Annotated in this window: 5 protein-coding genes (1 of these 5 cut by a window edge); 4 read left to right on the top strand and 1 reads right to left on the bottom strand. The window is 64.4% G+C overall.

Annotated features, from left to right (window positions below):
- Positions 1 to 35: 35 nt before the first annotated feature.
- The gene (locus QNJ43_RS23550) at positions 36 to 284 is read right to left on the bottom strand and encodes a phosphopantetheine-binding protein (RefSeq protein ID WP_300473746.1); all 249 of its coding nucleotides are present in this window, start codon (positions 282 to 284) and stop codon (positions 36 to 38) included.
- Between the two features lie 460 nt (positions 285 to 744).
- On the opposite strand from QNJ43_RS23550, the gene QNJ43_RS23545 reads away from it, so the two are divergent.
- The 4 genes in view from QNJ43_RS23545 to QNJ43_RS23530 are tightly spaced (at most 12 nt apart) and all read left to right on the top strand, a layout consistent with a single transcriptional unit that may run on beyond the window.
- Entirely contained in the window at positions 745 to 2,382 is a 1,638-nt protein-coding gene (locus QNJ43_RS23545) for a cyclic peptide export ABC transporter (protein ID WP_300473743.1), read from the top strand.
- A gap of 2 nt (positions 2,383 to 2,384) precedes the next feature.
- The gene (locus tag QNJ43_RS23540; RefSeq protein WP_300473740.1) at positions 2,385 to 4,034 is read left to right on the top strand and encodes an ATP-binding cassette domain-containing protein; all 1,650 of its coding nucleotides are present in this window, start codon (positions 2,385 to 2,387) and stop codon (positions 4,032 to 4,034) included.
- Positions 4,035 to 4,042: 8 nt separating this feature from the next.
- Positions 4,043 to 6,367 carry an ACP S-malonyltransferase gene (gene fabD / locus QNJ43_RS23535; protein ID WP_300473737.1) on the top strand — a complete coding sequence of 775 codons (2,325 nt, stop codon included), beginning with the start codon at positions 4,043 to 4,045 and terminating at the stop codon, positions 6,365 to 6,367.
- 12 nt (positions 6,368 to 6,379) lie between these two features.
- Positions 6,380 to 24,364 carry the 5' portion of an SDR family NAD(P)-dependent oxidoreductase gene (locus QNJ43_RS23530; protein ID WP_300473735.1) on the top strand. 2,562 nt of this gene lie beyond the right edge of the window, so 17,985 of the gene's 20,547 nt are visible here — the first part of the coding sequence; the start codon lies at positions 6,380 to 6,382; the stop codon falls past the right edge of the window.

Below are 24,364 nucleotides of genomic sequence, written 5' to 3'. Positions count from 1 at the left end.
GGGGACCGGCGCTCCGGAGAGGAGATAGCCTGAGGTCATTCCGCGGCGCGCCCGGCGATCTTCTGCGCGACCGATTGCTCGATTTGGGGCAGGCTCACCATCACGCCGCCCGTTATTTCCGCCTCCGAGAATTTGATGTCGAATTCTTGCTCCAGAAAGCGGATCAACTGAATATAACCGAACGAGTCCATCACCCCTTCCTTGAAGAGGTCCGAGTCTTCGGGAAAGCTTTCGTCGAACTCGATCAAAAACTGTTCTTCAATGAAATGACGTATCTTTTCCATGGTATCCGAAACGCTCTGAATGCGGCCCGCATCTTGAACCGGAGTTCATTTGGGTTCTCAATCGGTTCGGCCCGCAACCACGTTAGCCAATCGGGCGCTCAAGGGACAGTCCTTGACAGCGGTAATTTGAAAGATTGCACGAAAAATATTCTGGAAAACAAACTCCGGATAACGAAACGTTATACATGATTTGTATTGCATTTTATCGCATGTGATTCATCCATATTTTTACCTATGACGACTACAATATAGTGTGCAGACACGGGTTCGCGTGCTTGCGTGCGTCATGACAGCCCAATAGCATTGCAAGCAGATCGGAAGGGATCTTTGCCATCTGGCAACGGTCCTGTCGCAGATGCGATCATGAAACTGTCGCAGATGCGATCATGAAAAATGAAGCACCTGTTGGGGTGGATATTTCCGGTAGTGGGGCGGACTGGGCGTCAATGGCAGGTTGTGCATGAATATCCTTCGCCTGCTCAGGGACGGACCGCCTGCGAGCCGTCGGTTGATCTCCGTTCTTGCCACCCTTGCGAGCTTCGGCAATGCCGGATTGGTCGGGCTGGTCAACGAGGCGGCGGAACAGTCGCTGACCGGAGCGCCGGTTCAGTTACAGCTCCTCGTCATCTACGTCGTGACGTTGACGTTCTTTCTGCTGTCCAATCGTTCCGCCCTGCATCAGGCCAACCGCTTCGTGCAATCGCGGCTGGAGGCGACGCGGCGGCGTATCGTGAGCAAGATCCGCAAGGCCGATCTCAGGACGCTGGAGCGTCTGGGCCAGGGCGATGTCTATGTAACCGTGGCGCAGGAAACCGATCACCTGTCCCAGACATTGCCGCTCCTGATCGGGGCGGCGCAAAGCGCCCTGCTGGTGCTGTTCCTGTTCCTCTATATCGCGACGTTGTCGCTGGTTTCCTTCGTCGCGATCGCCGTCTTCACAGCACTCGGCGTTCGCTTCTTCGTCTCCCGCCAGCGCGCCCTGGCAGCCTCCCTTTCCGAGGTCCATCACCGGGAAGCGGAGATGCTCGACAGCCTGATGCATTTCACGCTCGGCTTTCAGGAAATCCGACTGAACGCGGACAAGAACGAGGCGCTCTTCAACCATTTCACCTCCGTCACCGGCCGTCTGCGCGACGTGGTGGTCCGGCTGGGCAGGCGCTGGGTCGCGCTTTTGCAGTTCTCCAACGCCTTCATCTTCCTGCTGGTCGGCGTCGTCGTGTTCGTGTTGCCGATGTTCTTTGAGGGCTACACGGACACGATCTACAAGATCACCGCGGCGTCGGTCTTTTCGCTGGGGCCCATGGCGGCGATCATTTCCGTCGTCCGGCTGGTGGGCCGTGCGGAGGCCGGACTCGGCCATGTCTACGCACTGGAAAAGCGTCTCGATGAAGGCACTTCGCTGCCGGTCGGGGACGCGCCGCGGGAGAACTCTCCCTTCCGTGATTTCGAGACGATCGAACTGGCCGACGTCACGTTCAGATATCTCGACGCAGAGGGCAACATCACCTTCACCACCGGACCGCTGAACCTGTCGGTGAGGTGCGGGGAAACGGTGTTCCTGACTGGTGGAAACGGCAGCGGCAAGTCCACCGCGCTGAAGCTGCTCTGCGGTCTCTACAAGCCCGGATCGGGAAGGCTCCTGTGTGATGGTGTTGCGATCGGGGGCGAAAACCGGCAGCAATTTCGCGAGATCTTCTCCGCCATCTTCACCGATTTTTACCTGTTCGACCGGCTCTACGGGCTGGAGGACGTGGACGCACAGGAAGTGGAGCGGCTTATCGAGCGCATGGAACTGGCCGACAAGGTGGGTTTTGAGGACGGGCGCTTCACCGCGCGCGAGCTCTCCACCGGCCAGCGCAAGCGCCTGGCGATGATCGTCAGCCTGTTGGAGGACCGCGAGGTCTACATCTTCGATGAATGGGCCGCCGATCAGGACGCCCATTTCCGCGAGGTGTTCTACACGGAGTTGCTCGCCGATTTCAAAGCGCGCGGCAAGACGATCATCGCGGTGACCCATGACGATCGCTACTGGGACCGTTGCGACCGCCGTCTGTCGCTGGATCTCGGCGAGATCCTCACCGAAGACGGGGAGGGGTAGGAATGGACCTTTTCGACTTCATCAGGCGGGCCGATCCCGGACAGCGGCGCTGGATGTGGCTGCTGACGCTGATCGCCGGCTGCGCCAATGCCGGGCTGATCGTGGTGGTCACCAATGTCGCGGCAACGGTTGCAGGCGCCGGGCGTCCGGGAGTGCTCGCCTGGGCCGCCTTCCTCGGCATTTTCGGTCTCTACTACGTGACCAACCAGTTCGCGCTCATCCGCTCCATGGTGATCATCGAGGACCTGCTGAATCGGATCCGGCTCGATATCGCCGATAAGCTGCGCAAGTCGGAACTGCTCGTCGTCGACCGGCTGGACCGCGGCCGCCTCTACAATCTGGTGGCCAAGGAAACCAACCACCTGTCGGTCACCTTTCCGCTGATCGTCGACGCCATCCAGCAGATCGTTCTGCTGCTGGTCTCGCTGCTGTTCCTCCTCTATCTCTCGCCGCCCGCGTTCTTCGTCTTCCTGGCAACCGTGGGGGCGGGCGTCCTCGGCTACAAAATCATCGACAACCGCTACCGCGCCATCCTCCGGCTGGTGGAGAAGATGCAGGCGCGGATGCTCGACGCCATTCTCGACATCATCCACGGCGGCAAGGAGCTGCGCCTCAACACGCAGAGCAGCGAGGCGGTCGCGGCTGCCTACCGCAAGAAATCCGTCGTTCTGGAACTCCTGCTTGTGCGCTCGGTCGAGCACTGGGTGTCGCTGATCATGCTGGGCAGCGTCACGATGTTCACCATGCTGGGCATCGTCGCCTTCGCCTTTCCCGACTATGTCGCCGGGCACAAGGCGACCGTCTTCCAGATCGTGCCGGTGCTCTTGTTTTGCATGGGGACGCTGGGTAAAACGGTCACCCAGTCGCCGATGTTCATGCGCGCCGAGGTCGGGCTGAACTCGATCCTGACGATCGACCGGGAATTGTCGCAGGGTGCCTCGACGACGCCGGAGGAAGCACGTCGCTACGCGGGCGCGTTCCTCGATTTCTCGACGCTGTCCTTCAACGGCATCCGCTTCAGCTACGATCTCAAGGATCCGGAAGCCTATGTCGTCGGCCCGCTTAATCTCAACGTGTCGCGCGGCGAGGTGATCTTTCTGGTCGGCGGCAATGGCAGCGGGAAATCGACCGCGCTTCGCATGATGACCGGGCTCTATCCCGTCCACTCCGGCTGGATCGGGGTGGACGATGCTGCCGTCTCGGGCAAGGCGGTTGCGGGGTATCGGGAGCTGTTTTCGTCCGTCTTCGTCGACTTCCATCTCTTCGACCGGTTGTACGGTCAGGAGAACGTCGATCCCGGACGGGTAAACAGGCTGATTGCCGACATGGGTCTTTCTGACAAGGTCACCTTTGAAGATGGGCGTTTCAATCGACTTCACCTGTCCACGGGGCAGCGTAAACGTCTTGCGCTGATCGCCGCCCTCGTTGAAGATCGTCCCGTCTATGTTTTCGACGAATGGTCCGCGGAGCAGGACGTTTTGTTTCGCGACCATTTTTATAACACGTTGATCCCCCGGCTCCGGGAGCAGGGGAAGACAGTCATTGCGACGACCCACGACGAGCAATACCGGAAACTGGCGGACCGCGTGGTCAAGCTGGATCTGGGCGAAATCGAGTGGATCAGGACCCGAGCCGAGTTGGAGGCAGAATGAAGGTCTGCATGTTCCCCGGCCAAGGCGCCCAACGGTTGGGAATGGGGCAGGACGAGTTTGTCCGGTTGCCGGAACTGGCGCAGCAAGCAGACGATATTCTCGGCTATAGCATCGCCGCGCTGTGCGCGGGCGGCCCGATCGAAAAACTGAGCCAGACCGAATATACCCAGCCCGCCCTCTATGTCGTGAATGCGCTTCGCTATCTCCGGCATGTGGAGGAGACGGGCGAGACGCCGGACTATCTGCTCGGCCACAGCGTTTCGGAATATGTTGCGCTCTTTGCCGCCGGTGTTCTCGATTTCGCCTCCGGCCTGAACCTCGTCGCCAAGCGCGGAGCCTTGATGGCGGAAGCGCGCGAAGGCGGCATGGCGGCCGTGCTCGGCCTCGAAGGTGCTGCGATCGAGGATCTTCTGCGCAACGAGGGTATCACCGACATCCATGCGGCGAACTTCAACATGCCGAAGCAGATCGTCGTCTCCGGCCGTCGCCAGGCGGTGGCCGAAGCCGAAGAGCTTTTCCTGAAGGCGGGCGCCAGCCACTACAAGGTGCTGCCCGTCAGCGGCGCGTTCCATACGCCGATCATGGAAGAGGCGCGCGCTCAATTCGCCGAGTTCATCAAGAGCTTCATGTTTGCATGTCAACAGGTGCCGGTGATCTCGAACGTCACCGCACGTCCGCATGTCGATGGCGAAATCTCCGCCCGGATGATCGAGCAGATCACCGCGCCCGTGCGCTGGAGCGAGAGTCTGCGCTACCTGATGGCCAAGGGCGTTACCTTTGCCGACACCGTGGAAATCGGCCCCGACGGGCCGCCGGTCGTCCGACCGATGTTCAAGCGCACCGAACTGGAGGCGGGCCCGCTCGATGCCGCAGCCCTTGCCGCCGAGGAGGAGGCTGCCGCGGCGCGGGAGGATACCGAAGCGGATCATCTGGCCGAAGCCCCGAAGGAGAATCCGCCGGACGGGCTGAACGAGGCCTCGGTCGGCTTTGGCCGGGTGACGATGGAAAATCTCGGCTCGCGCGCCTTCTGCGAGGCTTTCGGCCTGAGATATCCCTATGTCAGCGGATCGATGTATCAGGGCATCGCCTCAATCGGCATCGTCATCCGCATGGCGAAGGCGGGCCTTTTGGGCTTTTTCGGCGCGGCCGGCCTGTCCATCCCGGAGATCCGGAGCGCCATCCACGAAATCCGGGCGCAGATCCCGGCAGGCGCCGCCTTCGGTGTCAATTTCATCGCCCATCTCAACCGGCCGCATCTCGAAGACGAGTTGACCGACCTGCTGCTGGAGGAAGGCGTCGATATCGTCGAGGCCTCCGCCTTCATGGAGGTGACGCCCGCGCTGGTGCGCTACCGTGCGAAGAGCCTTGAGCGACAAGGCGAAAAGGTCCGGGCGAAAAACCGGGTCATTGCCAAGGTTTCTCGCCCGGATGTCGCCGCGCAATTCTTCGGCCCGGTGCCCGAGGCGGTCGTCGAAAAGCTTCTTAAAGATCGCTCCGTCACGGCAGAAGAGGCCGATCTTCTGCGCCAGGTCCCGATGGCAGATGCGATCTGTGTGGAGGCCGATTCCGGCGGTCACACCGATCAGGGCATGCCGTTTGCGCTGATTCCGCCGATCCTGAAACTGAGGGATCAGGCCGAGGCGCGCTTTCCCGGCTTCGGGCCGTTGTTTGTGGGCGCTGCGGGCGGCATCGGCACGCCGGAGGCGGCGGCGGCCGTCTTCGTGTTGGGCGCCGATTTCATCGTCACGGGATCGATCAACCAGTGTACGGCCGAGGCGGGCACAAGCGATGCGGTCAAGGATATGCTGGAAGGTATCAATGTCTACGACACCGCCTATGCGCCGTCCGGCGAGATGTTCGAGTTTGGCTCCAAGATCCAGGTTCTGAAAAAGGGCGTGTTCTTCCCGGCGCGCGCGGAAAAGCTCGTCTCGTTCTACCGCCAGCACGAGGGGCTGGAGGCGATCGAGCGCAAGCAGCGCAAGCAGATCGAGGAACGCTATTTCGGTCGCAGTTTCGACGAGGTCTTCGCCGAGATCGCCCGCGTCTTTCCGCCTGCCGAGATCGAGCGGGCGGAGCGCATGCCCAAGCACCGCATGGCGCTGGTCTTCAAGCGCTATTACCGCGACACGACCGACTGGGCCTTGAGGGGGGAGACTGCGCACAAGGTCGATTTCCAGATCCATTGTGGCCCGGCCCTCGGCGCTTTCAATCAATGGGTGGCGGGAACCGAGCTGCAATCCTGGCGCAATCGTCATGCCGATACGATCGGCCTGAAGCTGCTGGAAGAAACGGCCGATCTTCTGAATGGCCGCCTTTCGGCGCTGGTGCGATAGGGGCGGCGGGGCATGGCAAAAAATCTTCCACGCGAACCTGTTGCCATTGTCGGGGTGGGCCTGCGCCTGCCGGGCGCCGATAGTCTCGACGGTTTCTGGGAGCATCTGGCCGCCGAACGCTCCCTGATTTCCGACGTGCCTCTTGAGCGCTGGAACCCGAAGGGCCTTGCGGACGGTCGGACGACCGCCGTGCGCGGCGGCTTCATTGAGCATGCGGATTGTTTCGACGCGGAATTCTTCGGCATCTCGCCGCGCGAGGCCGCATGGATGGACCCGCAGCAGCGCTTTGCCTTGGAGATGGCGTGGCAGGCGGTGGAGGATGCGGGCTACCGCGCGTCAGATCTGGCGGGAGGTCGCACCGGCGTCTTCATGGGCGTGTGCCATTGGGACTACGCCGAGCTTCTGGAAAAGCATCTGGCGAGCGTCGATGCCTACACGCCGACGGGCATCGCCTTTTCCATCATCGCCAATCGGATCTCGCATTTCTTCGATTTTCATGGGCCCAGCGTCACCAACGACACGGCCTGCGCCGCCTCCATGACCTCGATCTACGAGGCCGTGCGCGCGATCCAGGATGGCACCTGCGATCAAGCGCTGGCGGGCGGCTTCAATCTCGTCTGGTCGCCGAACCACTTCGTCGCCTTCTCCAAGGCCGGGATGCTGTCGCGCGACGGCCGCGCCAAGGTCTTCGATGAGGCGGCCGACGGCTATGTGCGGGGCGAGGGCGGCGCGATCCTGCTGCTGAAATTGCTCTCAAAGGCACAGGCCGACGGGGACCCGATCCACGCCGTCATCTGCGGCATCGGCGTCAATCACGGCGGGCGAACGAATTCGCTGACCGTCACCAACCCCGCCGCGCAAGCCGACCTGATCTGCGAGGTTCAGCGCGAGGCCGGGATCAGTCCCGACACGATCGGCTATGTCGAGGCCCACGGCACGGGAACGCCGCTCGGCGATCCGATCGAGATTTCCGGCCTGAAACAGGCCTTCGAGACGCTGGCCGCCGAAGCCTGCGTGAGTTTCGAGCCCGAGACCTGCGGCATCGGCTCGGTCAAGACGAATATCGGCCATCTGGAAAGCGCGGCCGGTGTCGCCGGTATCGTCAAGGTGCTGGCCGCCCTGAAGCACGAACGCCTTCCCGCCAATGTCGGCTTTCATCAGCAGAACCAGTTGATCGATCTCTCCGGCACGCCCTTCCGTATCCAAAAGCAAGCGACCGACTGGCCCCGCCGCGACGGGCATCCGAGACGCGCCTGCGTCAGTTCCTTCGGCTTCGGCGGCAGCAACGGTCATGTGTTGCTGGAAGAGGGGCCCGCTCAGCTCCCCGCACCTGAAATCGACGCTCCGACCCTCCGCGCCGTGCCGCTCAGTGCCGCGAACGAGGGACGTCTTGCGCATTACGCGGCCATGCTGCTGCGCTTTGTCGAGGAGGCAACGCCCGAGACGGCCCCGCTCGCAGATATCGCCCACACGTATCAAGTCGCCCGCGAGCCGATGGAGGCGCGCTGCGTCTTCCTCGCGCATGATCTGGGAGATCTGGCCGAAGCGCTCCGTGCTTTCCTGATCGACGGCGCCGACGGCGGCGTTTTCCCGGCCGGTATCGAGGCGACCGCCGAGAGCCGGGACGCGGAGATCATCGCTTTGGCCCGGCGCTTTGCGGCAAGCGAGGACGTCGATTGGCCATCGCACGGGCGGCGCATCCATGTGCCGGTTTATCCTTTTGAGCGGCAGCGGCACTGGATGGACCTGTCGCTGGGCGCGAAGGATCAGACACCCGTTCCCCATCCGCTCCTCCATCGCAATACGTCCGGTCTCGAGCGCGCCGGCTTCGAGACACGGCTGACTGGCGATGAATTCGTTCTCTCCGATCACCATGTCGACGGCCGCTCGGTCCTGCCCGGCGTCGCTTGTCTTGAGATGGCGCGCGCGGCGGCAACGCTGGCCGGAGGGCTGAGCGGAAGCGCTTTCGCACTGGAGGATATCGTCTGGAGCCGCCCCGTCCTGATCGAGGACCGGCGCGCGATCACGGTCGAAACGGCACTTGAGCGCCGCGATGCCGGAGAGCTCCGCTTTTCCGTCCGCACCGTGTCGGAGGAGGCGCAGCCCAACGCCACGGGGCGGATCAAGGATCAGGACAACGGGCAGCCCGGGCCGGTCGATCTCGACGCCCTGAAAGGCCGGATTGCCGAACCGGTCAAGGTCGATACCTGTTACGATCGACTGCGCAACAGCGGTGTCGATCACGGCCCGGCCTTCCGCGCACTCGCCCGGGTCAATCGCAACGGGGAAGGTGAGGTTCTCGCCCAGCTCCGCTTGCCGCGCCGCCTGTTGCTCTCGCTAGACGCTATGCCGCTTCACCCCGTTCTGCTCGATGCCGCCATTCAGGCGTGGGTGGCAACGGGCACCGAGGCCCCGAAAGGTGCTGCCGTCCCCTTTGCCTGCGGTCGGGTCGAAGTTTCCGGGCCATGTGAGGCGACCATGTGGGCCCATGTGCGCCTGCGCTCCGGTCAGGCCGCCGATGCGCCCGTGCGCACCATGGATATCGATCTCCTCGACAAAGCGGGCGTACGGCGTATCGTCTTCCGCGATCTCTCCTTGCGCGTCTTGAAGCACGAAACGGCTCCGGCGTCCGAGCCGCGGGACGAGACGGCGATGCAGCTCTTCGTCACCGACGGCGGCTGGCAGCCGATGCCGCTCGATCTGCGACAGGACGCGCCGCAAGCGAACGTCCGCGTGCTCCTCGCCGGAACGGATGCCGAGACCAAGGCTGCCCTTGCGCGCGAACCGGGCTGGACAGTCGAGATCCTGCCCGATGTCTCTGCACTTGGCGAGGCGGAGGCCGTCGAGACGCTCTTCACTACTGTCTCCGCATCGGTTCGCGAAGCCTTGCGAGATCGATCCTCCGAGCCGGTCAATTTCATCGTCCTCACGACTGATACCGTCCCCGCTACGGCTCCACTCGCAAGCCTTCTGAAAACCGTGCATATCGAAAGCCCGAAGCTCGCGGGGCGGGTGATCCGGATCGCGGGCGACGTCACGCCGGATCGGCTGAAATCCATCACATCGGCCGAAAGCCGCGCCCGCGATACCCTAACGGAATTGTGGTACGATGCAGGCGGCATCCGCCGCGCGTGGCTGCCGGTTTCCGATACGCTTTGCGGCGACACGAACATGCGGGCCATCGATCTGCACGGCGTCTACTGGATCACCGGCGGCCTCGGCGGCTTGGGACGGATTTTTGCCGACTGGCTGATTTCCCGCGGCGCACACAAGCTGCTCCTGACCGGCCGACGCGCCGAGCCGGATGCACCTGCGAGCATCTGGCTTGAGGCGCAACACTCGGCCGGAATCGAGATCTTCTACCGCCCCTGCGATATCGCCGATGGGACGCAGGTCGAGGCCGTCGCGGCCGAGATCGCGCGCGACCACGGCAAGCTGAAAGGCATCATCCACACGGCGGGTGTTCTGGATGACGGCTATATCCTGACGCAAGAGCCGGAGCAGGCAGCTGCCGTCTTCGCGCCCAAGGTTGCCGGAACACTCAATCTCGACCGGGCGACCCACGATCTGCCGCTCGATTTCTTCGTGCTGTGTTCCTCGATCGCCTCGGTTTTCGGCAATGCCGGGCAATCGGTCTATGCAGCCGCCAATGCCTTCATGGATGCCTTCGCCGAACGCCGCGCGGCGGAAGTCGCCGCAGGCAAGTGTCACGGCCAGACGGTCGCGATCGCCTGGCCGCTCTGGGCGGACGGCGGCATGTCCGCCGACAAGGCGACCCGGCAAGTCATGCGCCGCCGCCTCGGCCTGTCGCCGCTTCCTCGCGAGGCCGGGCTGGTGGCGCTGGAAACGATCCTCTCAGGTCCCGGCTCGCCGCGCAGCACCGTCCTCTACGGCGATCTGGAACGCATCGACGGGGTTCTCGATGACTATGGCCGTGCCCCGGATAACGCCCAACCCTCGGCCCCGCAATCAACGGTCTCGGAAGGCGCCACCGAAATCGACGACGCGGCGCTCCTGAAACGGACCGTCGATCACCTCCGCGATATCCTGGCCGACGTTCTGGAAATGGACGCGACCCGCATCCGCGCCAACCGCAAGCTGGAGGAATACGGCCTCGATTCCATCGCCATCGTGGAGAGCACGAACCGGCTGGAGGAGGGGCTTGGGCCGCTGTCGAAGACGCTATTCTTCGAATATGTCGATCTGGAAGGCGTCGCCGGTCATCTGGTCGCCGAGCGTGGGGGCGCTCTGCGCGCGCTCTTTGCTGACGAGCTCGAGCGCGAGGAACCTCCGCTGGAGACCGACCGTGAAGCCGTCGCCGTCAACGCCGCACCGGTGAGCGTCGTGACATCTCCTCCGATCAGCGAAGAGCAAGGCCCCGAGGTCTTCAAGCCGCAGCACGACGACCGGCATGATGTCGCCATCGTCGGCCTGTCGCTGCACGTCTCCAATGCCGATACGCAGGAAGCCTTCTGGAAGATGCTGTCGGAGGGCATCGATGGGTTCGAGCCGGTGCCGTCGGAGCGGTGGGACAACGCCGCGCTCCATCATCTCGAGCGCGACGTTCTCGGCAAGACGGTGGTCAAAACCGGCTGTTTTCTGCCCGATATTGACAAGTTCGATCCGCGCTATTTCCGCATCTCGCAGGCCGAAGCCGAACTGATGTCGCCGGAGGTTCGCCTGTTCTTGCAGGCAAGCGTCGAGGCCTTCGAGGATGCGGGCTATTCGCGCGAGACAATGGCGCGACGGATGGGCGGCGATGTTGCGGTGATCGTCGGCTCGATGACCAACGAGTACGATCTCTACGGCTTCCAGAACATGCTGATGCGCGGCTCGCTGGCGAGCGGCAGCTACACCGGCACCGTGCCCAACATGGTGTCCTACTATTACGGCTTCACCGGCCCGTCCTATTTCCTCGACACCATGTGTTCGGCCTCCTCCACTTGCGTGCACGAGGCAGTCCACATGCTCAGGGCAGGCCGCTGCCGCATGGCGCTGGCGGGCGGCGTGTCGTTGCTGCTCCACCCGCAAAAGCTCATCGCCACCTCGCAGGAGCATTTCACCACCAAGTCTGCCGACGTCATCCGCGGCTACGGCCTCGGCGCGGAGGGTACCATTCTGGGCGAGGGTGTCGGCGCGCTGGTTCTGAAGCCGCTTATCGATGCGGAGCGCGACGGCGATCACATCTACGGCGTGATCACCGGATCGGGCATTTCCAATGCGGGCGTGCGCAACGGCTTCACCGTGCCCAACCCGAACCAGCAGGCCGCAGCCATCGAGCGCGCGCTGGAGGATGCGGGCATAGGCCCGCAAACCATCGGTTATATCGAGGGCCACGGCTCGGGCACGGCGCTGGGTGATCCCATCGAGATCAAGGCGCTGACACAGGTCTTCCGCAAGCACACCAGGGCTGTGCAGACCTGCCCGATCGGCACGGTGAAGAGCAACGTCGCCCACCTCCTCGGGGCTTCGGGACTTGCGGGCATCGTCAAGGTTCTGGCGCAACTGAAGCACGGACAGCTTGCCCCCTCGCTCCATGCCGAAACGCTCAACCCCGATATTCCGTTTGCGACCTCACCCTTCTACGTCCAGCGCGAACTTGCGTCTTGGAAAAGGCTGCTCGACGAGGGCGGAAAAGAACTGCCGCGCCGTGCCGGAGTAACCTCCATCGGCGCGGGCGGCATGAACTCCCACATCCTCATCGAGGAGTATCGCGCGCCTGCCCGTACTGAGGACCGGCACGAGCCGGACCTGCTGGTCTTCTCCGCCCTGACTTCTGACCGGCTCCGCGCCGTGCTGGACCGCTTCGCCGCCTTCCTCGAAGATCAACCGGACACCCGCCTTTCCGACATCGCCTACACGCTTCAGGTTGGCCGCAACGAACTGACCGCCCGTCTGGCCTTCGTCGCCCGCGACGGGGCAGACGTGCTTGCCGCGATCTGCGCTTTCCTCCGCGATGGCACCCTCGCACCCGGCATGGTCCATGTGCCCTCGATCCTCGATGTCGATCCGCCGCAGGACCGGGAGGCGATCACCGCCGATTGCGCCGCGCGCCGTCTGGAACGTGTCGGCGCCGCCTGGGTAAACGGCGCGGAGATCGACTGGGATCGCCTCAATCGGGGGCGGGACGTCAGGCGGATCTCGCTGCCCGCCTATCCGTTCGAGAAGATCCACTGCTGGTATCAGTCCGAGCCGGATGTCCCGTCGGTCATCAATCCAATGGGCGCGCGTTCGAAACTCCATCCCTTCATCGGCCTCAACCGCTCGGATGCGAGCGGCCTGCGCTACACGACCGCGATCCACCTGAAGGAACTGCGCGACTACGTTTGGCTCGACGGCGGCCGCGAAACTGTCCTGCCGACCGTGGCCCCCGAGATCGTCGCGGCCGCCGCGAGGATCGCAGGCATTGCGGTCCATCCCTGGGTGACAGACCTGCGGATCGAGATGAACCCAGACTGGCCCAACGTCCGGGATCTGGAAATCGCGGTGGAGCCGGGAGGAGCCGTCCGCATCGACTTGGTGACGGTCGAGGGAATGCGGTCGTGCTGGGTTCGGGCCAACGTCACGGATGCGGAGCCCACATCGGAATCGCAGATCGATCTCGAGGCGTTGCGCGCTCGAGCCGTCGAGGTGCTCGATCACAAGGCCGTCTACGCGGCCCTGAAAACACACCGCCTGTCCTTCGGACCTTATCTCGAAAGCATCCGGGAACTCTGGCATCTGCCCGACGGCGGCATTCTCTGCGCCTTGCGCGAAGACCAACCCCAGCAGGATTTCTTCAAGCGGAACACGCTGTGCCCCGCATTGGCCCTCGGTGCCGCCTTCGAGGCGATGCTTCTGAGCTCTCCGGAGAGCGCGGGTGCAGCGCTGCACGGCATGGCAGGCGCCGTATTTTCCGGCGGCGACATCGCGAACGTGCTGTGCAGGCCGGAGCCGTCCGGCATCCTGAACATTCAGTTCCTCGATCAAACCGGCCGCGTCGTCGGGACGCTGTCCAGCATCGCGATGGGCGAGGAGGCGCAAATCCTCTCCAGTGTGCCGGAGACAAACGAGCAAGCCACGCCAATCACGCCGTCCTCGCAATCGCTTCGCGATGACCTGCGGCGCAGAGCAGCAGACATCCTGAAATTCGCGGCCGCTGATATCGGCATGCGCGATACCTTCCACGATCTTGGCTTCGATTCCATCTCGCTGACCCGCTACGCCAACGACCTCAGCGCCACCTATGGCATCGATCTGTCGCCTGCGATCTTCTTCGAATGCGAGCATATCGAGGCGCTGGCCGATCATCTGATCAAGCGCCACGGCGTGACCGTCTCCGAAAGGGCGAAGGAGCCAGCCCCGGCCGCGGCCACCGTTGCAACGAAAGCCCCCGTCGTCGCCCGTGAAATGCCGGCCATTAAAACCTCTTCTGGGACTGCCGACACCCGCATCGCCGTCATCGGCATGGCGGGCCGTTTCCCGCAAAGTCCGGATATCGAGAGTTTCTTCGATAACTTGCTGGCCGGTCGCGACCTGACGCGCGACATGCCGATGGATCGCTACTCGCCCGCTTACGCGGAGCATCTGCGCAAGGCGGGCTTCACCCGGCACGGCGGGTTTCTGGAGGGTGTCGACCGGTTCGACGCTGCCCTCTTCAAGGTCTCACCGGTCGAGGCGGAGCGGATGGATCCGCAGCAACGCCTGCTTCTGGAAAGCACCTGGCGGACGCTGGAGGATGCCGGTTACCGGCCTGAGGATCTGCCGCGCGACACGGGCGTCTTTGTTGGTATCTCGGCGCTCGACTATGCCTCGCTCTGGCGTGCAGAAGGGTTGGCGAGCGACGGATATCTGGCGACCGGCAACTCGCTCGCCATGGCCGCCAATCGCCTGTCGCATTTCTTCGATCTGAACGGGCCGAGCCAGTCGATCGATACTGCCTGCTCAAGCTCGCTGGTCGCCCTGCTGCGCGCCCGCGATGCGTTGCTGGCGGGGCAATGCGATGCGGCCATCGTCGGCGGCGTGAACCTGTGTCTTGCGTTGGAAGGCTTCGAGGGCCCGGCACTGGCAGGCATGCTGTCGCCCACCGGCCGCTGCCACACCTTCGGCAAGGCGGCGGACGGGTATGCCCGCGGCGAGGGCGTCGTCACGCTTCTGGTCAAGCGCCTCGCCGATGCGGAGCGCGACGGCGATCGCATCCTGGGCGTGATCGCAGGTGGGGCGGAAAATCACGGCGGCCGCTCCGGCGCGCTGACGGCCCCGAACGCAAAGGCGCAAGGCGCTCTCATCAAGGAGGCGATGCGCGGGAGCGATCCGGCGAGTATCTCCTATATCGAGGCCCACGGCACAGGCACGGAACTGGGTGACCCCGTCGAGATCAACGGTCTGAGCCGGGCTTTCGAGGACCTGAGGGGCGATGGCTTCTCGACTGGTCCGTCCATTGGACTCGGCACGGTTAAATCCAATATCGGTCATCTGGAGGCGGCCGCCGGGCTTGCCGGCGTCATCAAGGTTCTGACCGCCATACGGCGCGGCGAACTCCCGCCGACGCTTCACAGCGAGCCGCTCAATCCGCACATAAATCTCGATGGCACCCCGTTCCACATCGTGACGAGCCGCGAAGCTTGGCCGGACGGGGGCCCGGAACACCCCCGGCGCGCCGGGGTCAGCAGCTTCGGCTTCGGTGGCTCCAATGCCCACGTGGTGTTGGAAAGTTATGACCGGCCGAGCGGGGAAAACCGTCACCCGCGGCCCCCGCGCGTCTTCGCCGAAACGCGCTTCTGGTTGCCGGGCATTCAGACAGCGAGCGACGAAAGTGAAACGCTCTTCTTCGCCGCCGACTGGCAGAAAGCCGAGGTGCTGGGGCAAACCTTCTCCGGGCGACGGATCGTCATCGGCTGCGGCGTCTCAATTCCCGAAAGCGACGCTGCCGAAGTCTATTACCTGAGTCTCGCGCGAGACGATGTCGGCGTGAGATACAAGGACGCTGCCCGGCAAGTGCTGGGTCTCCTGCGCGCGGAAATGGCTGCTTCCGGCCATGAGTCCGTTCTCGTTCAACTTGTCGTTCCCGGAAACGGCGAAGGAAGCCTTCTGAGCGGCCTCGGCGGTATGCTGCTAAGCGCGGCACAGGAAGATCCGCGCATCCGCAGTCAGGTCATCGAGGTTCCCGAGAATGCGGGCGATGAGATTTCCCGCTGGTTGTCCGAGGACAGTGGCGCCCCGACCGGTAGCCATATCCGCCACCGTGACGGCCGACGCGAAATCCGCGTCTGGCTGGAAATCCCTGCGTCCGCCCCAGCGCAAAGCCGGCGCGATGGTGGCGTCTACCTGATCGCGGGCGGCATGGGCGGGCTCGGTCGTCTGCTGGCCGAGCATATCGCGCAGACAACAAAGGGCGCGGTGCTGGTTCTGGCCGGAAGCCGTCCGCTCGATGAGGACCGTACGGCATTCCTCGCCCACCTGCGCGACCTCGGAGCGGTCACAGCCTATCGGCAAGTCGATCTGACGAACGCGGGCGCGGTCAAGGAGCTGGTCGATCATGTCGTCGAAGTCCACGGCGGGCTGAACGTCGTTTTCCATTGCGCAGGCGTGCTGCGCGACGGCTTCATCGCAACCAAGCTCGACGACGATATCGAGACGGTGCTGGCTCCGAAGATCGACGGCGCGGTGGCGCTCCGCGAGGCCTGCGCCGGATTAGACCTTGATGCCTTCGTTTTGTTCTCCTCGCTGGCCGGTCCCTTCGGCAATGCCGGACAGGCGGACTATGCGGCCGCCAACGGCTTCCTCGACGCGCTTGCCCGCGCCTTCAGCGGCCGGATCAAGGCCATCGATTGGCCGCTCTGGCGTGATGGTGGCATGCGCGTCGATGAACCGACCCGCGAGGCTCTCTTCCGTCGCATGGGCCAGCGTCCTCTGGAAACGGAGGCCGGGCTTGAGGCACTGCGTCGCGCACTCGGGCAGGAGGCTACCCAAATCGCAGTGGTCGCAGGCGCCGGAGAGCGTATCCGCACCTTCTTCGCCGGAAGTGCGGAGGAACCTTCGCGTCTTTCGATGCTTCCCGTCCAAGACCACGCACCATCGCAGGAACTCGCGGCCGAGACCCGCGCAAGGCTCGCCGCGCTCTTCGCCGAAGCGAGCGGCCTCACGGCCTCGGCCATCGACGCGCAAGTGCCGCTGGAAGACTACGGCATCGACTCCCTGATGATCACTCGGCTCAACAACGCGCTCGGCGATATCTTCGAGGATCTGCCGAAGACGCTGTTCTTCCGCCACCGCACGCTTGCCGCCGTCTCGGACTATCTCGTCGTGGCCCAGCCCGCATCTTGCGCCCGCTGGTGCGGGATTGCGGAACCTGCTCCGGTCCGCGCCGCCGCTCAACTCGCGCCCTCGGCCCCCGAAACCACCGTGTCGCGGGACGAGCCCATCGCCATCATTGGCATGAGCGGCACCTATCCGGATGCGCCGGATCTCGATGCCTTCTGGCAAAATCTCGTCTCCGGACATGATGCCGTGCACGATATCCCGGCCGAACGCTGGTCGATGGATGGCTTTTATGAGCCGGATCCCGACCAAGCGGCAGCCGAGGGCAAGAGCTACTCCCGCCGGGGCGCGTTCCTCGAAGGCTTTGCGGAATTCGATCCGCTGTTCTTCCGGCTATCGCCCCGCGATGCGGCGGCGATGGACCCGCAGGAACGTCTCTTTCTGATGAGCGCCTGGCAGGCGCTGGAAGATGCGGGCTACGCCCGTGCCCGTCTGAAACAGATCGCAGGATGTGAGCACGAGGGCGCGCGCGTCGGTGTCTTCGCGGGCGTCACCAAGACGGGCTATGCTCTCTACGGCCCGTACCGCACACAAGGCGGGGCGAGGGTGCGCCCGACAACGTCGTTTGCGAGCATCGCCAACCGGGTCTCCCATCTCTTCGATTTTGCCGGTCCCAGCATGCCGGTCGATACCATGTGCTCGTCGTCCCTGACGGCGATCTACGAGGCGTGCGAGCATTTGCGGCGCGGAAGCTGCGCCATGGCGATCGCGGGCGGCGTCAATCTCTACCTGCATTCCTCGACTTACGTCGAACTGAGCGCGGCGCATATGCTGAGCCCCTCCGGCGAGTGCCGCAGTTTCGGCGAGGGCGCGGACGGTTTCGTGCCGGGCGAGGGAGTGGGCTGCGTCCTCCTCAAGCCGTTGTCGCAAGCCCTGGCCGACGGCGATCGCATCCACGCGTTGATCCGGGCAACGGCGGTCAATCACGGTGGGCGGACCAACGGCTTCACCGTGCCGAGCCCCGCCGCCCAGCGCGACGTAGTGCGCGCCGCCCTCGATTGCGCAGGCCTCAGCGCCGATCAGATCGGCTATATCGAGGCGCACGGAACGGGCACGGAACTCGGCGACCCGATCGAGGTTGATGGGCTGACGCAGGCCTTTGCGCGCGACACAACCGCGACAGGCATCTGCGCGCTCGGTTCGGTGAAATCCTCAATCGGGCATCTGGAGGCGGCGGCCGGTATCGCGGGGCTGACCAAGGTCGTCCTGCAGATGAAAAACCGCACGCTCGTGCCGAGCCTTCATGCCGAGCGGATCAACCCGAATATTGATCTGGCGAAGACGCCGTTCACCCTGCAACGCGAGGCGGCCCCGTGGACGACCTCCGGCCAGCGCTGTGCCGGTATCTCGTCCTTCGGCGCAGGTGGTGCGAATGCCCACGTGATCGTGGAGGAATGGGCCGAGCCGCAGGATCCGTCCCGGCATGCGGAAACCTGCTCCGGCCCGCAGGCGATCGTCCTCTCGGCCCGCACCGACGAGCGGCTGAAGGAACAGGTTCGCCAATTGATCGCGTTCTTGCGGAAGACGCCCCCGCAAGCATCGCAAGCGTTGCCCGATCCGGCCAAGGCGCGCGAGGCTTTGAGAGGTGAAATCGGCCGCCTTTTGAATGTCGATCCGGCCGATATCGATTGTGATGAGACATTCGACGCGCTCGGCCTTGATGCCTCCTATATCCCGGCCTTGCGGACATGGTGCGAAGCCTCGTTCGGGGCCTCCGTAAGCCCGGCGGAACTGGACCTGGCAGGCTCCGTCACCGGTCTGGCAGAGGCAGTCTGCGCCAAGGGCGGCGAGGCGCCCCCACCGGAAACCGCGCTGAAGCTGGCCGATATCGCCTATACGCTGCAGGTCGGGCGCGAGGCGATGGAGAGCAGGCTCGCGGTTCTGGCCGGAAGCGTTGCAGACCTGACGAGAGCGCTTGAAGCCTGGCTGGCGGGACGCGAGGTCGATATCCCGGTCCTGTCCGGAAAGGCGGACGGAAAACGCAGCGCCCTGGCCGCGCTCGCCGGAGATGCCGTCATCCACGAAGTCGTTGCGCGCGCCTGGGAGGCGGGGCGCCTTGAAGCCGTCCTGGGGCTCTGGCTCGAGGGCGCCGATATCGACTGGCCCGATCTGCGCCGGACATCTCCCCCCCGCATCGTCTCCCTGCCGACCTATCCCTTCGAGAAAACCCGCTATTGGTTGCCCGCCGACCTCCTTGGGATCAACTCCGCGTTACGGTTCTCGCCTGACACAAAAGGGGCCGACAGCCTCCTTAGGGTCATCGAAGCTCGCTCCGGAGACCAAGCGCTCAAGACCGAGCTTGAGACGCTGGAAACAGCCCTCGCGCAGGTGCTCGGGGAGACCCTCCGCGATCTTTCGGAACCGGATGTCAATCCCTCCTACCGCGCCTGGCTCAAGGCGGCGAGGGGGCTTCTCGCCTCAGAGCATGACGGCGAAAGCCTGTCGCTTTCCGAGGCGTGGGCCGCATGGGAAGCTCTCCGTCAGGCGGGCGGGCCTTCGGCGCAGATGGATCTCGCGGAAGCCGCCTTGCGGGCCTTGCCGGAGATCCTGACAGGAAAGCTGCGTGCGACCGATATCCTCTTTCCCGAAGGTCATCAGACGCTCGTCGAGGCCGTCTACAAGGAAAACCAGGTTGCCGCCCGGTTCAGCCGCACGGTGGCTGAGGCTGCCGTGCAAGTCGCGGCCGGGTGGAGCGAGCCTTCGCACAAACTCCGTATTCTGGAAATCGGCGCGGGCACCGGCGGCACCAGCGAGCCGGTCTTCGATGCGCTCGCGACCTTCGCCGACCGCATCGCTGCCTATGTCTACACCGATGTCTCACGCGCCTTTCTGATCCACGCCGAGCGTCATTATTCAGGCCGCGTTCCTGGCCTCAAGACGGCGCTCTTCGATATCGAGAAGCCGCTCGCCGGTCAGGACGTCGAGCCGGGCGCGCACGATCTCGTCATCGCCGCCAACGTGCTGCACGCCACCGCCGACATTCACGAAACCCTCGCCCGCGTGCGCGAGACGATGGCGCCCGGCGCGGTACTGCTGTTGAACGAGACGAGCAGGCCGACTCTCTTCACGCACGTCACCTTCGGCCTGCTTGAGGGCTGGTGGCGCTTCACCGATCCGGACCGGCGCATTCCGGGTACACCCTCGCTGACGGCGGAGAACTGGAAGGCCGGGCTGGAGGCCTCCGGGTTCCAATGGGAGGCGGTCTCCTCGCACGCAGAACAGGCGCTCGGCCAGCAGATCATCGTGGCAAGTGCGAGCGGCGCGGCCGTTTCGAAACCCGTCGCCTCCACGCCACTTGAAGAGCCGTCGGAACCGGGCCTCGCCTTGCGTGAGAGACTTCTCGCAGCTCTTGGCGAAACGCTCAACATGGCGCCCTCGCGCATCGATCCGGCGCGCAGTTTTGCCGATTACGGGCTCGACTCCATTCTCGGCGCGGAGTTCGTTCACCGTCTGCGCAAGGCGCTCACAATCGAGGTCGACCAGACCGACCTGTTCGATTTCGCCAATGTCGCCCGGCTGGAGCAGCATCTCCTCGGTGAGCAACGCGAGCTTGCCCTCACCAAACCGCAAGCGCCTCCCGCCGCCGTCGCCCAGCCGCAGCAAACCATCTCTGCCGGTCGCGATAAGGCGCACGCGCCAATCGCCATCGTCGGCGCGAGCGGCCGGTTTGCGAAATCGGAAACCCTCGACGCCCTGTGGCAGTACCTGAAGGCGGGCGAGGATCTGATCGAGCCGGTCAGCCGCTTCGATCTCACGCCCTTCTACAAGGATGCCGAGCCGGGCACCTACGGCCACCACGGCAGCTTTATCGATGGTATCGACCGGTTCGATCCGGTCTTTTTCGGCATTTCGGGCGTCGAGGCCACCTACATGGACCCGCAACAACGGCTCTTCCTCGAAGAGGCATGGAAGACGCTGGAAAGTGCGGGGCACGGCGGCGAGGACATGGTCGGGCGCCGCATCGGCGTCTTCGTCGGCTGTGCGCACGGCGACTATCAGGAGCTTTTCACCGAACAGCCACCGGGCCAAGCCTTCTGGGGCAACACCACCTCGCTGATCCCTTCGCGCATTTCCTATCTGCTCGATCTGAAAGGCCCGGCCGTCGCCATCGATACGGCGTGTTCCAGCTCGCTCGTGGCTCTCCACACCGCCTGCCGGAGTCTGCGCGACGGCGAATGCGAAATGGCGCTGGCAGGTGGCGTCTTTGTGCAATGCTCGCCGCGCTTCTTCCGCTATGCCAATGCCGCCGCCATGCTCTCGCCGACCGGGCATTGCGCGGCCTTCGGCGCGGGCGCGGACGGCATGGTGCCGGGCGAGGCGGTCGGCACCGTCCTGCTCCGGCCGCTCGCCGATGCACTGGCCGACGGCGACACCGTTCTTGGGCTCGTCGTTGCCTCGAGCATCAATCAGGACGGCACGACCAACGGCATTACTGCGCCAAGTGCCAGCTCGCAGGAACGCCTCATCCGGCAGGTCTACGAGGATTATGATATCGATCCCGGGACCCTCGGTTACGTGGAGGCCCACGGCACCGGCACGGTTCTTGGCGATCCGATCGAACATGCCGCACTTGTGCGCGCCTTTGCCGACGTGAGTGATCACGAAATCGTCCTCGGCTCGGTGAAATCGAATATCGGCCACGCGACGACGGCTGCCGGATTCGCAGGGCTTGCCAAGGTGCTGCTCAGTCTTCGCGAGGAAACCATCCCGCCGAGCCTGCATTTCGACGGCGGCAATCCGGCCATCGACTTCGCCAGGGGACCGTTCCGGGTCAACACAGCCCCGGTTTCCTGGGCTCCTGAGCCGGGGCACGTACGCCGCGCCGCGATCAGTTCCTTCGGCTTCGGCGGTACCAATGCCCATGTGGTCGTGGAAGAGGCCCCACAGGTAACCTCGGTGCGTGAACCGGCGAAGAGTCAATTGTTCGTCCTCTCCGCCCGCACGCAGGATCAGCTGAGAGCGCAGGCCGAGCATCTCTCCGCGCATCTCGAAATCCATCCCGATCTGCTGTCCGAGGACGTCGCCTTCACCCTGATCGCGGGACGACGCGCCTTCTCGCATCGTCTCGCCTTTGTGACGGATGATCTCGAAACGCTAGCCACGTCCCTGAGAGCATGGCTTTCCGGCGATCCGAACTGCGGCGTCGAGACGGGGCAGGCGGCGGGGGATACCGATGCCGCTCCAATCGTTCCCGAAAGTGCCGATGGAGATCGCAGGACCGAGGATCTGAACGCCCTTGCGCGCCGGTTCCTGTCCGGCGGTTCTCTCGACGCGAAAACCCTGTTCGTCAATCCGCGCCGCCGTGTGCCGCTGCCGACCTATCCCTTCGCGGGCAAGAGCTATTGGGTGAACGCCGAAAGGCCGTCGAAACAGCAAGCCAGCATTCCCATCGCACCGGAAGAAGCGGTTGCTGCGCCGAGCGAGCCGACCGGTCTGTCCGTGAGGCTGGTTGCTCCGGCCGCGATAGCGGCTTCTGTGCAATCGCCCGCCGTCGTGCGCTCCGCGAAGGTCATCCTGCCGCCTCTCGACCCCACACCGGCGAAGGTCGAAAAGGCCGGAGAGATCATTTGTCGCGCGGATGAGGAGGGCGTGTGCGTCCTTACCCTCACCGGATCATGGGGCAAGGCGCTGGCAACCGGGCTCACCCGTGAGCTGGAAGCGGCAGGCGCTGATGAAACGGTTCGCGCCGTCATCCTCACCGGCGAAACGTTCTGGCAATCCGCCTCGACAGCTGTTCTCGGTTTCGCGCCCGATTGCGTTCTGACTTGCGCGGTTCCGGTGGTTGTCGCTGTGCGAGGTCACGTCTCCGGCCAACCTGGCGCGATGGCTCTGCTGGCCGATTTCCTCGTCGCGGATGATGAGGTGCGGTTCGAGGATATCCCTGCCGCCTCCGGCAAGCTCACCGCCCATCTCGTCGACAGGCGCCTGGCGGGCGATGCCGGCGCCCCGCGCGTCCCCGCAGCCGAGGTGCCAGACGCCGCAATCGCTCTTGCCCGTCAGATCGCCCAAGGCCCGCGCGAGGCGCTTGTCTTGTTGAAACGGCACATGCGCCGCGAATTGCCTCTGCTTCTGGCCGATTTCCGGCCGGTCGCGTGCCCGCTGGCGCTTCCTGCCGACGGGCCCGGCGATATCCTCGGCTCGCCACGCACCATTCCGCTGACAACTGACGTCATGAGCCTTGCGCTCTATCAGGACGGCATCGCGGTGCTGACGATGGAAGAGCGCGAAGGCCGCAACATGTTCACCCCGGCCTTCATGGACGGGCTGGAGGAAGCCTTCGCGACAATCGCCGCCCTGGCGGAGGCGAAGGTCGCCGTCCTGACGGGCCATGACGGCTATTTCTCCTGCGGCGGCACGCGGGAAGGGCTGGCCGATCTCCAGAAGGGCGACAGCCACTTCACCGACCGGCGCATCTATTCCCTGCCGCTCGAATGCGAGCTGCCGGTCATCGCCGCCATGCAGGGCCATGGCATCGGCGCGGGCTGGTCGCTTGGCCTCTACTGCGATCTTACGATCCTTGCCGCCGAGGCCGTCTATCACAGCAATTACCTCTGGTACGGCTTTACGCCTGGCGCCGGTGCGACGCTGATCTTCCCCTATCGCCTCGGCGATGATCTCGGCCGCGAGATCCTCTTCACCGCCCGCGAATTCCGGGGGCGCGAGCTTGGGGAGCGGTCGTCGCGCGTGCTGGTCCGGCCGGGGCGAGACGTTCTGAGCACCGCTCTGGCCGCGGCCCGAGAACTTGCCTGCGCCACGCGCGAGGATCTCGTCGCGGCGAAGAACCGGGCCGCCGCCTTGTTGCGCGGACGGCTCGAGACCGTGCTGGAACGTGAGCTTGCGATGCACGACAGGACCTTCATCGGCAATGAAGGCGTGCGGGCCCGGATCGCGGAGAAATTCGACGCGGCGGAGGAGGCCGCCGATATGGTTGAGCTGGAAAAGACGCCCGCCTTCGACAGTGCTGCGCTCGAAGTAGATCTCGTCGCTTCGCTGGCGCAGGATCTGATGATCGAGGTCGGCGATATTCGTGCCGAGGATGGCTTTCTGGATCTCGGTCTCGATTCCATTTTGGCCGTCACCTGGATCCGCAACCTCAACAAGCGCTTCGAGATCGATCTACCCGCAACCACCGTCTATGCCTATCCGACGGTCAAGGCCCTGACGGCGCATGTCGCGGAACTGGTCGCGAGAAAGCAACCTGTCGCCGAGCCCACGCGCATACCGGAAGCGGCCGCTCCGCCCAAGCCGGCTGCGCCTGCACCGCGCGAAAACCTGCGCCGCGAGATCATCGCCTCGCTGGCCGAAGATCTGATGCTCGATCCGGCCGATATCGCAGAGGATGCCGGGTTCCTCGATCTGGGGCTCGACTCCATCCTGGCGGTGACCTGGATCCGCAACCTCAACAAGCGATACGGCATCGATCTGCCTGCAACCGCCGTCTATGCATACCCGAGCGTCGGCGCGTTGATCGGCCATATCTCCGGGCTCGTGCTTGCTGCCGAGAAGCCCGCGGCGGAAACGCCCCCCACTCCGGGACCTCACGTTGAGATTCCGGCTTCGCCCGCACCGCAGCCGCTCGTAGAAACGTCGGGGCCGGAGCCCATCGCCATCATCGGGGCATCGGGCAAGTTCCCGAAGGCGGAGGATCTCGAAGCCTTCTGGCGCAACATCGCTTCCGCGCGCGATTGCATCGACGAG

It is taken from the genome of Breoghania sp. (assembly GCF_030066895.1).
GTDB lineage: Bacteria > Pseudomonadota > Alphaproteobacteria > Rhizobiales > Stappiaceae > Breoghania.
The sequence above is the reverse complement of the archived record's forward strand: the minus strand, read 5'-3'. Positions and strand labels throughout refer to the sequence as shown.

Excerpts from the sequence above, each read along its gene's own strand:
- QNJ43_RS23545 (WP_300473743.1), top strand. The coding sequence starts at position 745 with ATGAATATCCTTCGCCTGCTCAGGGACGGACCGCCTGCGAGCCGTCGG.
- fabD (WP_300473737.1), top strand. The coding sequence starts at position 4,043 with ATGTTCCCCGGCCAAGGCGCCCAACGGTTGGGAATGGGGCAGGACGAG.
- QNJ43_RS23550 (WP_300473746.1), bottom strand. The coding sequence starts at position 284 with ATGGAAAAGATACGTCATTTCATTGAAGAACAGTTTTTGATCGAGTTC.
- QNJ43_RS23540 (WP_300473740.1), top strand. The coding sequence starts at position 2,385 with ATGGACCTTTTCGACTTCATCAGGCGGGCCGATCCCGGACAGCGGCGC.